At 66.7% G+C, this 11,367-nt stretch carries 7 protein-coding genes; 5 read left to right on the top strand and 2 right to left on the bottom strand.

Annotation, left to right across the window (positions count from 1 at the left end; translation table 11 throughout):
- Window positions 1–56 precede the first annotated feature (56 nt).
- Window positions 57–899 (bottom strand): plasmid replication/partition related protein, encoded by an 843-nt coding sequence (locus AVAK2825_RS07960; protein WP_284396352.1) that lies wholly within the window; start codon window positions 897–899, stop codon window positions 57–59.
- Window positions 900–972: 73 nt separating this feature from the next.
- On the opposite strand from AVAK2825_RS07960, the gene AVAK2825_RS07955 reads away from it, so the two are divergent.
- The 4 genes from AVAK2825_RS07955 to AVAK2825_RS07940 all read left to right on the top strand — a co-directional run bounded on the left by AVAK2825_RS07955 (window position 973) and on the right by AVAK2825_RS07940 (window position 7,302).
- Entirely contained in the window at window positions 973–2,673 is a 1,701-nt protein-coding gene (locus AVAK2825_RS07955) for a sensor domain-containing diguanylate cyclase (protein ID WP_284396349.1), read from the top strand.
- Between the two features lie 59 nt (window positions 2,674–2,732).
- Entirely contained in the window at window positions 2,733–3,098 is a 366-nt protein-coding gene (locus AVAK2825_RS07950; RefSeq protein WP_284396346.1) for a hypothetical protein, read from the top strand.
- Window positions 3,099–3,235: 137 nt separating this feature from the next.
- Window positions 3,236–5,380, top strand: coding sequence for a TonB-dependent siderophore receptor (locus tag AVAK2825_RS07945; protein ID WP_284396343.1), 2,145 nt, complete (start codon window positions 3,236–3,238; stop codon window positions 5,378–5,380).
- A gap of 101 nt (window positions 5,381–5,481) precedes the next feature.
- Complete coding sequence (locus AVAK2825_RS07940; RefSeq protein ID WP_502870509.1) at window positions 5,482–7,302, top strand: RecQ family ATP-dependent DNA helicase; 1,821 nt, start codon at window positions 5,482–5,484, stop codon at window positions 7,300–7,302.
- Window positions 7,303–7,405: 103 nt separating this feature from the next.
- Here the strand turns inward: AVAK2825_RS07940 and AVAK2825_RS07935 are convergent, their stop codons facing one another.
- Window positions 7,406–8,284: a restriction endonuclease gene (locus AVAK2825_RS07935; protein WP_284396337.1), complete on the bottom strand. Its 879-nt coding sequence runs from the start codon at window positions 8,282–8,284 to the stop codon at window positions 7,406–7,408.
- 245 nt (window positions 8,285–8,529) lie between these two features.
- On the opposite strand from AVAK2825_RS07935, the gene AVAK2825_RS07930 reads away from it, so the two are divergent.
- The gene (locus AVAK2825_RS07930; protein ID WP_284396334.1) at window positions 8,530–11,343 is read left to right on the top strand and encodes a hybrid sensor histidine kinase/response regulator; all 2,814 of its coding nucleotides are present in this window, start codon (window positions 8,530–8,532) and stop codon (window positions 11,341–11,343) included.
- Window positions 11,344–11,367 lie beyond the last annotated feature (24 nt).

Raw genomic sequence — 11,367 nt, 5'->3', positions numbered from 1 at the left:
CGGATACCCGCGGAACAGGTGGGGCGCGGTGGCGCAAATGCCCTTGCGCTCTGTCCCTAGGTGCCTGGCTGCGCCTGCCAGGCCGCCAGCTGGCGGCGCAGTTCCTCGTTCTCAGCCGTGAGTTCGGCCACGCGGTCGCGCAACGACTGCAGCGTATCGGGAGATGGGGCGTCGGCTTCGTCCCGCGGCTTGCGCTTGGCTTCGCGCACCCGCTTGGCCGCCTGCTTGAGTTCGTCGCCCCCGGCCATGGCCGCCGCACGCTGTTCGTCCTGCGGCAACGTGGCCACGGCCGCCGCCGCGTTGAGCGAGAGGGCGCCCGCCTTGACCGCGGCCACCACCTCGGGCGCGGCCTGCTTGCGTATTTTTTCGATCATCACCACCTGGCTGCTGCTCAGCCTCGCGGCCTTGGCGATGGCCTCACGGCTGGACAGCGGCTGCGGCTCTGGCGATGGTGCCTGCGCCGGGGCATCGGCTGCGACCGGGCCCGGCGCGGCGGCATCGGCGGTGTCCACGCCATCCCCTGGTTCGCCGAGGGTCGCTTCCCGAAGGGCTTCGCCATTGGCGGCGCGCACGTTGCGATCGGCCAGAATCTCCCGCTTGCGCAGGGCCAGCACGCCGCGCTGGAAGTCCGATACGCTACGCCGACCCAGGTGCTGGTCGATCATCCACAGGTGCACGTCTTCCATGGAGCGGAAATTTTGATTTTGAACCGTCTGGAACGGCAACCCATGCTTTTGGCAGATACCGTACCGGTTATGGCCATCGACCAGCACCTCGCCCCACAGCACCAGCGCATCGCGGCACCCTTCCGCCAGCAGGCTGCGCTCCAGGGCCGCGTGCTCTTCGGGGCTCAGGGGGTCGATGTAGGCCTTGAGTTCTTCGTTGACGACGATATGCATGGGCGGGGTTTCCAGGACCAAAGGGCCGGCATTGTAGAGAGCCGATCCTGATCCGGAGAAAATCGCCAGGCGTATGAAAACCACCGACAAGGCCAACGGCTCACGCCAGAGCTTCAGAGGACAGCTGACCCTGCTGTTCGGCGGGCTGTCGCTCGCCAGCCTGCTGGGCGTGGGGGTTTACGTGGGCCACATCGCCACGGGGGAACTGGCCCGGTTCGGCGGCGAACTGCTGCACACCAGTGCCCGGTCGGCCGCCGACCTGCTGGCGACGAACCTGCGCGAGCGGGCCCAGGAAATCGACCTCCTGCGCCAGTTGGCACTCTTCACCCGTGGCGACCTTTCCGCCCAGGAGATGCGGCAGGCGCTGGATCTGCGCAAGACCACCCACAACGAATACGCCTGGATCGGCGTCACCGACGCGAGCGGACGGGTCACGCAAGCCACCGATGGCGTGCTGGTCGGAGCCCAGGTCGAGCACCGGCCGTGGTTCCAGTCCGCCCGTTCCGGACTGTTCGTGGGCGACGTGCACGAGGCCGTGCTGCTGGCCAAGCAGTTGCCCAACCGCAACCCGGACCAGCCGCTGCGCTTCATCGACTTCGCAGCCCCCATCCTGGACGAACAGGGCCAGTTGCGGGGGGTGCTGGGTGCCCATGCCCACTGGTCCTGGGTGACCGAGACGGTGGAGTCCATCGTGGTGAACCGGGTCGGTCAGCACGGCGCAGAGGTGCTGATCGCGGACAAGGCCGGGCACATTCTTTACCCGTTCCAGCATGCCGGACTGCTGAATCTTCCTGCTGGTGCCTCGCCGCAGGCACAGTCGGAGCGCCTGCAATGGAGCGATGGCGCGGAGTACCTCACCAGCATGGTGGAGATACCGACCGTGGCGCACACCGATCTGGGCTGGCGCATCGTGCTGCGCCAGCCGCTGGACAAGGCACTGGCTCCGGTGAAGGCGCTGCGCCAGCAACTGATTCTGCTCGGCCTGCTCACGGCCCTGGCCTGCGCCTTGGTGGCCTACCGGCTGGCAGCGCGCATCAGCCGACCCATCGAGCAGCTGGCCCGCGCCGCCCGCATGATCGAAAACCGCGCTGGAACGCCGGTGTATCCGGGCGACGAACACGCGTCGGAGATCACGCAGCTCAACCACTCATTCCAGTCGATGACGGCCTCCCTGCTCGAACGCGAGCGCGAGCTGTCCCAGTTGAACACGTCCCTGGAAGCCCAGGTGGCGGAGCGCACGCAGGCGCTGCACCGGGCCAACCAGGAACTGGAGAACCTGGCGATTCACGATGCGCTCACCGGCCTCTACAACCGCCGCAGGTTCGACGAAAAGCTGCGCGAGTACGTGCAGCTCTTTCAGCGCACGGGCCGGACGTTCGCGCTGCTGGTCATCGACGCCGACCATTTCAAGCATGTCAACGACCACCACGGCCACCAGGCCGGCGACGCGGTGCTCCAGCAACTGGCCCAGGTGATCTCCGGCAGCGTGCGAATCACCGATTTCGTGGCGCGCTACGGCGGCGAGGAATTCGTGGTGCTGCTGCCGGAGCCGCAGGACCGGCAAGAGGGCCGCGTGGTGGCCGAAAAGATCCGCGTCGCGGTGAGCCAGAGCCACTTCCCGGCCGTCGGCCAGCTGACCGTGAGCCTGGGCATGAGCTTTTGCAGCCTGAAGGACACCAGCGAAACCGACATCGTCCAGCGTGCCGATCAGGCCCTGTACCAGGCCAAGCAGCAAGGGCGCAACCAGTTGGTGGTGGCGACCGAAAGCGCCTGACACCTTTTTACCCCGGCGGGAAAGAGGCAGAGACGCCGCTATGATTCGGCGACCTCGCCATGAACCATCGCCGCGCCCTCCTTCGCCTGCTCCTGCTTGCCGTGTTCCTGCACACGTGCATCGGGCTGCCCTTGCACGAGGCGGAGCACCTGCGGGTCGCCATCGGCACAGGCCCGGAGGCCGTCAGCGTGGTGCAAGACGACGCGCCGCATCCGGTGAAGCCGGCGCACGCGTTGGAGCACGGCCCCTGCGCCGGGTGCATGGCATTCGCGCAGCCCGCCGCCCTGCCCGGTGGCATCGGATTACCGGTGCCGCAGGCAGGCGCCGGCCCCAACTGCCCGCAGCCCACAGCGGCATTTGCCTTCGTGCCGGCACCTGGCCGCTGGCCTTTTGCATCGCGCGATCCCCCTCTTCCCATCGCCTGATGCATGCCGCCCCGCAAGGCGGTCGCATCCCAGTTGGATCTTCTCTCTCGCCGTGGCGGCGCTGCCGCCGCGGGCGGGTCCGTGCATGCCATCCGGCCGCCCTGCATCGCGGCCGGCGATTTTTCTTCAGTACGTCCATGTTCCTCATTTCCTGCCGGGGCGCTCGCGCCCCCTTTCCACTCACGCTCGCCATGGCGGCCCTGTCGTGCGGCTCTGCCATGGCGCAGACCGCCGACAATGCGCCCCAACTGTCCACCGTCGAGATCGTCGGACGCACCGAGTCCGGGGCCTACCATGCCGAAGAAGCCGCGGGTGCCAAGACCGACCTGCCGCTGCGGGAGCTGCCGCAATCGGTGCGGGTCGTCACCCGCCAGGCCATCGACGACCTGGGCGCCACGCGGCTCGATGATGTGCTCGACTATGTGGGCGGTGTGTCCCGCCAGAACAATTTCGGCGGGCTGTGGGACAACGTGGCCATCCGCGGCCTGCCTGGCAATGAAAACACCGGCATGGCCACGTTGATGAACGGCTTTTCCTCCAACCGGGGCTTCAACGCGCCGCGCGATCTGGCCGGCGTGGAGCGCATCGAATTTCTCAAAGGCCCCGCTGCAGCGCTCTATGGCAGCAGCGAGCCCGGCGGCACCCTGAACATCGTCAGCAAACGTCCCTTGTGGAAGGCAGCCAACGCCGTCGAGGGCTCCGTGGGTAGCCAGGGCCTCAAGCGGGGCGCATTCGACAGCACCGGCCCCATCGGCGAGAACTTCGCCTATCGCCTCAACGTGGCAGCGGAAGACAGCGACAGCTTCCGCGACCATGTGAGCTCCGAACGGCGCGTGGTCGCCCCGGCATTCACCTGGAAGCTGGGCCGCGACACGTCGCTGGAATACGCCGGGGAGTTTCTGCGCCATGCCACGCCTTTGGACCGGGGCGTCGTGGCCGTGGGCAATCGGTTGGGCACCATCCCGCGCAGCCGATTCCTGGGCGAGCCGGGCGATGGCGATGTGACGGTGGAGAACCAGACCCATCAGTTCATCCTGTCGCACGAATGGAACCCTCAATGGCGCAGCCGCGTGGGCTTGTCGTACCGCGAGACCTCCATCCAGGGCTTCTCCACCGAAGCCAGCGCACTGCAGTCCAATGGCCTGCTCACCCGCCAGCGCCGCTTTCGGGACTTCGCCTCGGACGACATCGCATTGCAGGCCGAACTGCAGGGCAACGTCAGGGCCGGCGGCATGGAACACGAACTGCTGTTCGGCGTGGAGAGCTTCAAGTTCCATCTGGACACGCTGATGCTGCGTGCCAACCCCACGGCGACCTCGCCTTATGCGATCGACATCCAGGCCCCTGTCTACGGACAGTCCCAGCCCACGCCATTGCCCAACACCGACACCCTGGAGCGCCAGCGCAACACCGCGCTTTATTTTCAGGATGCCATCAAGCTGTCGCCGACGTGGCGCCTGGTGGGCGGGGTGCGCGTGGACCAGTACCGGCAGTCGCTGGAAAACCGGCGCAATGGCACCACGGTCCGCCAGGAGCCGTCATCCACCTCGCCGCGCGTCGGCCTGAGCTGGCTGCCGTCCTCGCAATGGACGGTGTACGCGAACGCGGGGCGTTCGTTCCGCCCGAACGTGGGGTCCGACAGTGCTTCGCAGCCTTTCGATCCGGAAACCGGGCGTTCCCTGGAAGTCGGCGCAAAGTGGGAGAGCGCGGACCAGCGCATGGGTGCCACGGCCGCCCTGTTCGACATCCGCAAACGCAATGTACTGACCTCCGACCCGCTCAATTCGAGCTATTCCGTGGCCGCTGGCGAAGTGCGCAGCCGGGGCCTGGAGCTGGATTTCGCAGGCCAGGTGACGGCCCGCTGGCGGGTCAACGCCAGCCTGGTTCTGAACGACGTGGAAATCACCCGGGACAACACCCTGGAGGTCGGCGGCCGGCTGCTCAACGTGCCCAAGGTCAATGGCAGCGTGCTGGCGGTGTACGAGAACGCCTTCGACAACGGGCAACGCTATGGCATCGGGGGCGGCGTCACGCACGTCGGCCGCCGCCTGGGCCAGGCCCGCACCCAGGCCGAGGCCAATGCGGGATCGGCGGCCTTCGATCTGCCCAGCTACCGCACAGCCAAGCTGGTCGCCTACTGGCGCATCACCCCGGCCGTGCGGCTGACCCTGGACGTGGACAATGTTTTCGACACCACGTACTACACCAGTTCGTACAGCCGCCTCTGGGTTGCACCGGGCACGGCGCGCGCGGTGACGCTGGGCGTGCAGGCACGTTTCTGACACATCGCGCAGGGGGTGGAGGGGGCAGAGACAGCGGATGACATCCGGCGTGAGCAACGTCTGACGTGGGGGAGATGCGGCCCCCGCCAGCATGGCAGCCTATGCCTGTCATCCCGCCCCAGCCCATACCCGCCTCCCCCAAACGTGCCCGCCCGCCGAGAGCACCTTGCAAGCCGTCAGCGGCACGCATCCAGTCGGTGCTGAAGAGGACGTTCGGTTTGCGCGAGCTGCGGGCGGGCCAGCGCGAGGTGATCGACCGCGTGCTGCAGTCCGAAAACACGTTGGCGGTGATGCCGACCGGGGCGGGCAAGTCGCTTTGCTACCAATTGCCTGCCCTGATGATCGAAGGCAGGACGGTGGTGGTGTCACCGCTCATCGCGCTCATGCGGGACCAATGCGACTCGCTGCGCGAGCGGGGTGTTCCTGCCGTGCAACTGCACAGCGCACTCACACCGCAGGAAACGCGCGAGGCAGAGCAGGCCATTGCCGATGGCAGCGCACGCATCGTGCTGACCACCCCGGAGCGGCTCGCCGACGCAGAATTTCTGGCCTTGGTTGCCTCCAGCGGCCCGATCGGCCTGCTCGCGGTGGACGAAGCCCACTGCATCTCCCAATGGGGCCATGACTTTCGGCCGGCCTTTCTCGAAATCGCCGGAGCGGTGGCACGGCTGGGCCGCCCGACCGTGCTGGCGCTGACCGCTACAGCGGCCGGACCGGTGGCGGCGGACATTCGCAAGCAACTGGGCATTCCTGCCGCGGGCGTCGTCGACACGGGGACTTACCGGCCGAACCTCCGCTACCGCGCCGAAGCGCTGGCCAACGAAGCGGACAAACGGGCGCGCCTCATCGACATCGTGAAAGCGGCCGAGGGTTCCGGGCTGGTCTATGCCGCCACGGTGAAAGCGGCGCAGGAGGTTCATGCGGCGCTGCGCGCTGCGGATGTCGCGGCGGGCCTCTACCACGGGCGCATGCCAGCCGCGGAGCGCAGTGAAGCCCAGGATGCGTTCATGCGGGGAGAGGTCCGCGTGATGGTCGCCACCAATGCGTTCGGACTGGGCATCGACAAGCAGGATGTCCGCTTTGTCGTGCACTACCAGATGCCGGGCGGCCTCGATGCGTACTACCAGGAATCAGGGCGTGCGGGACGCGATGGCGATCCAGCAGATTGCACGCTGCTGTTTCTCCGCAAGGACAAAGCAGTGCAGCAATTCTTTCTGGCAGGCCGCTACCCGAGCGCGGACGACATCGACGCGCTCTACCAGGCATTGCGCGATCCCGCGCCGCAAGACCCGGGCGTATGGACGCTCGACAGCCTGCAGGCCCGCCTGGACCGGCCTCGCAGCAAGCTGCAGGTGGGACTGGGCCTGCTGCAGCGGCACAAGATTGTCTCGAAAGCACGCAGCGGCGCACTCTCCCTGCGCAAGACTGAACTGGAGCCCGCGTCGGTGCGTGCGCTCCTGCAGGCCTATGCCGACAAGCGGGAGCAAGACCAGCAGGCGCTGGAGCGCATGGTGTTCTATGCGCAGACGGGTCGCTGCCGTTGGCAGGTGCTGCTCGAGTATTTCGACCCATCGGACGAACCGCAGCGTTGCGGTAACTGCGACAACTGCATTCGCATGGCCCAGCTGGCCCAACAGGCTTTGGCCGAGCGGGCTGCCGACACGGTGCGGAACCTGGGGGCGACCGACCTGGGCGAAATGGGAGAACCGGCCATCGCGTCGGCAGCGCAAGCCCGTCGTGATGCCCAGGCGCTCGAACCGGGGGCAACCGTTCGCGTCAAACGGTATGGCCAGGGCACCGTGGCGGCCATCGACGCGATTTCCGTCACGGTGGATTTTGCCGATGGGACCCAACGCTGCTTTCAGCCGGACTTCGTGCGGCGGTTTGTTCCCCGGGGCACCCGGGCCAAACCGCTGTCTTGAGCCGGGCCCACAAACCGGAGTGGGTTGGCTGAACGGGGCCTGCCGCTTACGCCGTCGCTGGGCGTCCAAACCCTGCCAGTTCTGCGCACCGTGCAAAGCCCCTTCAGCCGTTGCGCGTTTCCCGGCAGGAGGGGTAGTCAGAGCATCCCCAGAACGATTGACCGGCCAGCACGCCCCGTTTGGCGGTGCGCCGCACCATCCGGCTGCCGCATTGAGGACAGGACACTTCGGACCGCACTGCCGGGGTCTCCTGCGGTGAGGAAGGGACCGACACCTTGGACGCAGTTTGCAGGGACGGGCTGCGATCCGCAGTGGTTTCGCGAATGAGTTGCAGCAGTGCGGCGCCATCGATCAGGCGGATGTTGCGCCCGCTGGCGAACGCCGTGGCGTCTTGCGTGAAGCGCCCGGACGTCACCACGAAGCCGGCGGACGCGCCGTGGGCGGCCATCACGCCATACAACTCGCGGACCACCGGGACGCCGACCTGGAAGGCTTTCCAATGCTTGCACTGAACGAGGGACATTTCCCCCGCTTTGGTGAGGACCAGATCCACCCCACCATCCGCGCCCTCTTGCGCCCGCTCCTGCACTGCATAGCCGCGCCGCCGGAATCCCTCGCCCACGAGCTTTTCGAAAGCCTGCCAGGACATTCCTTGCAAGGCCTGTGCGCTGGAGCTGGCGGTCCCGCAGTCGTCCAACAGATGGCGCCGCTCCCGACGCCTCAGGGCGGAAAGCACGGCCCCCATCAGGCACAGAAGCGGCAGCACGAATTGCCCGGCATAAGCCAGACTGCGCCAGAGCGCACCGGTGACCACCAGCCCCATCTCGTGCGGCGTTCTCATCGCCGGCATGGGCTGGGATGCCACCGCGTGCAGCGCCCAATAAATCATCGCCGCCAGGCCCAGCCCGACCCACCATGGAAGCCGTGCCACCCAATCCATGAAATCGTCTGCGGCACTTTGTTTTTGACGTCTTCTTGCCATTTCTCCCCTCCTGCATTCCGTCAAGCGGATCAATCGAACATTTTGCAACAAATCGCCGGTCGGAGGCCAGGGGGCCGGGAAATTTGCGGAAGATAGGAGGGAAGGAATCTGCCCGGGCGGAGATAACATGCTGTCGCCTTTCACGCCTGCCCTTCGCCCAGGCCACGCTGCAAAACGGTCATGCCTCCGCCTGCCGATTGCGCCACGCCCGCCCGTCTCAGTGGACACAACGCCTTCCGAAACCCGTGCGCACCGTTCCCTTGAAAACCCAACTGCTGCTGGTGGCTGCGGCGGCGATCCTGCCGCTGGCGGTCGTGTGCGGCATCTCCCTGTCCGCCCTTTTCGAAAGCCAGCGTGCGCAAAACGAGGCGTCGAGCCTCGGTGTCGCACGCGCGCTGGCCACGGCAGTGGAGGGAGAGTTGCGACTGACGATGTCCGCCTTGCAAACGCTGGCCCTGGCCGATCCGCTGGGCACGGCGGATGGCGAGGGCAAAGCGCAGGCGCTCGCACTCAGCCGGGCGGTGCGCGCCTCCCATCCGGAGTGGCGGGGCTTGCTGCTGGCGGACCCTTCCGGGCGCGTGGTGTTCTCCACCGAGACCGACCGCCCCACCAGCGCGAACGTGGTGGAGCGATCCAGCTTTGACGCAACAGTCCTGACCCGACGGCCCGTCGCCGGGTCCATGGCGCGTGGTGCCGGGGGCAATCTGGCCTTTCCGGTCCGCGTTCCGGTGGTACGGGACGGGGTGGTGAAATATGTGCTGACAGCCATCATTCGACCGGAGGCCATTGCCGCCGTGCTGCGTGCGCAACGCGTTCCCGAAGGTTGGTACGTGTCCGTCTTCGATGCCAATCTGGCTCGCATCGCCCGCACGGTGGATGACGAAAAATGGCGGGGCTCCGGCCCCAGTGAATCGCTCAAGCCCTTTTTCCAGGCACTGGGCCACGACAAGCAAGAACTCCTGGGCACCAGTACCAATGTCGATGGCGTGCTTGCGAAGACCGTGCTCGCGCGGCTCGACGAAGGGGGCTGGACGCTCGTCCTGGGCACATCGCTGTCGAAGGCAGAAAGCTCCTGGTGGCGCACCGCCGGGGCCTATGTGCTGGGTCTTCTGGCATCGCTGATTCTCGGGGGCACGGGTGCCTGGTGGATGTCGAAGTCCATCACGATGCCCATGCGCAGCCTGCGTGACGACGCCGATGCCCTGGGCCGGGGCGAATTGCGGCCATCCGGCATGTCGCGCATCATGGAAATCGACGCCGTGGCCCGGGCGCTCGAATCGGCCGCCGTGCAACGCGCCGGCAGCGAGGCAGAGCGGGAAGAGTTGCTGCAGCTCGAAAGCCATGCACGGTCCGCGGCCCAGGCGGCCGAACAGCGGCTGGGGTTGCTGGTCAATGCCAGTGCCGTGCTTTCCGGATCACTGGAGGAGTCGGACACGCTCGACGCGATTGCCCGCCTGGTGGTGCCCGCCATCGGCGATGCCTGCCGGATCGATCTGCTGGATGAGCAAGGGGCGTTGCTGCCAAGGCTGAGCCATTCCAAAGGGTCGGAGCACAGCGGCAGGCTTGCCGAACAAGACAGCATGCCGGTCCATTCCGCGGAAACACCGCAAGTGCTGATCACCGCCCTGAAGACCGGCAAGCCCAGCCTGCATCCATCCGGCCAGACTGGCGAAGACGACGGCCGCAGCAAAGACATTTCAGCGCTTGTGCCGGAATTCGAAGCCGTCGCGGCCTGCGTCGTGCCGCTCATTGCGCGTGGGCGCACGATCGGCACCATGGCGGTGCTGCAGGCCGGCCCTAGCCGCATCTTTGGAGCGGAAGACAGCGCACTGATCGGCGAGCTCGCGCAACGCGCAGCCTTGGCGCTGGACAATGCACTGCTCTTGTCGGAGGCGCGAAAGGCGCAGCGCGAAGCCGAATCGGCCAACCGCGCGAAAGATGAATTCCTGGCCATGCTGGGCCATGAACTCCGCAACCCTCTGGCGCCCATCGTGCTGGCCCTTCAGTTGATCGCCCGCCGGGATCCCACGGCGTTTTCCCGGGAACGCGAAATCATCGGCCGCCAAGTCAAGCACCTGTCGCGCCTGGTGGACGATCTGCTCGACATCTCGAGAATCGTGTCGGGGAAGATCACCCTGGCGCTGGAACAGGTGGATCTTCAAGAGGTGGTGGAGCGTGCGCTGGAGCTGACGATGCCCGCCTTGCAGGCACGCAGCTCCATGCCCCAGCTGACCCTACCGAACGGGCCTGTCCTCGTGCAGGGCGAATTGCTCCGGCTCGTTCAGATCGTCTGCAATCTGCTCAACAACGCCGCGAAATTCAGCCCGCCGGAAACGCCCATCCGAATCGAACTCGCCAGCGAGACGGGCTGGGCCGTGCTCCGCGTCAGCGATGAGGGCGTGGGCATTCCGGCCCACCTGCTCCACCACGTATTCGAGCGGTTCGTGCAGGGCGAGCAAGCCTTGGAGCGCGCGTCCGGAGGGCTCGGCCTGGGACTGGCCATCGCCCGCAGCTTGACGGGCCTGCACTCCGGCACCATCGAGGCGCACAGCGACGGACCGGGCAGAGGAAGCACTTTCACGCTGCGCTTGCCCTTGCTCGGCCAACGACAAGCCACCGATGACCCGCAAGGAGATGCGGGATCGGAGGCGTTGCCCGCACTGCGATTGCTTTTGGTCGATGACAACAACGATGCCGCCGACCTGCTGGCGGAATGGATGCGAATGGAAGGCCATCGGGTACAGGCGACCTACAGTGCCGCCGAGGGCCTGGCCCAATTGGCCGAAGCACGGTTCGACGCGGCCATCTTCGACATCGGTCTGCCCGAGATCAGCGGGTACGAACTGGCGCGCCGCGTCCGCTCGCAGCCAGATACCCGGCACCTTCCTTTGATTGCATTGACAGGCTATGGAAGCGATGCCGACCGGCTGCTCGCGCTGGAGGCGGGTTTCGACGACCATTTTTCCAAGCCGGTGGACATGGGCCGGCTGCTGGAGCGCTTGAAAACGCTGCTGGCCGACCGCCACGAAAAGGATGCAGCACTGCATCCCCGCCCATGAACCCGGACTGACGGCCCGTCACGC

This window comes from Acidovorax sp. SUPP2825 (assembly GCF_030158995.1).
Classification (GTDB): Bacteria; Pseudomonadota; Gammaproteobacteria; order Burkholderiales; family Burkholderiaceae_C; genus Paracidovorax.
The sequence above is the reverse complement of the archived record's forward strand: the minus strand, read 5'-3'. Positions and strand labels throughout refer to the sequence as shown.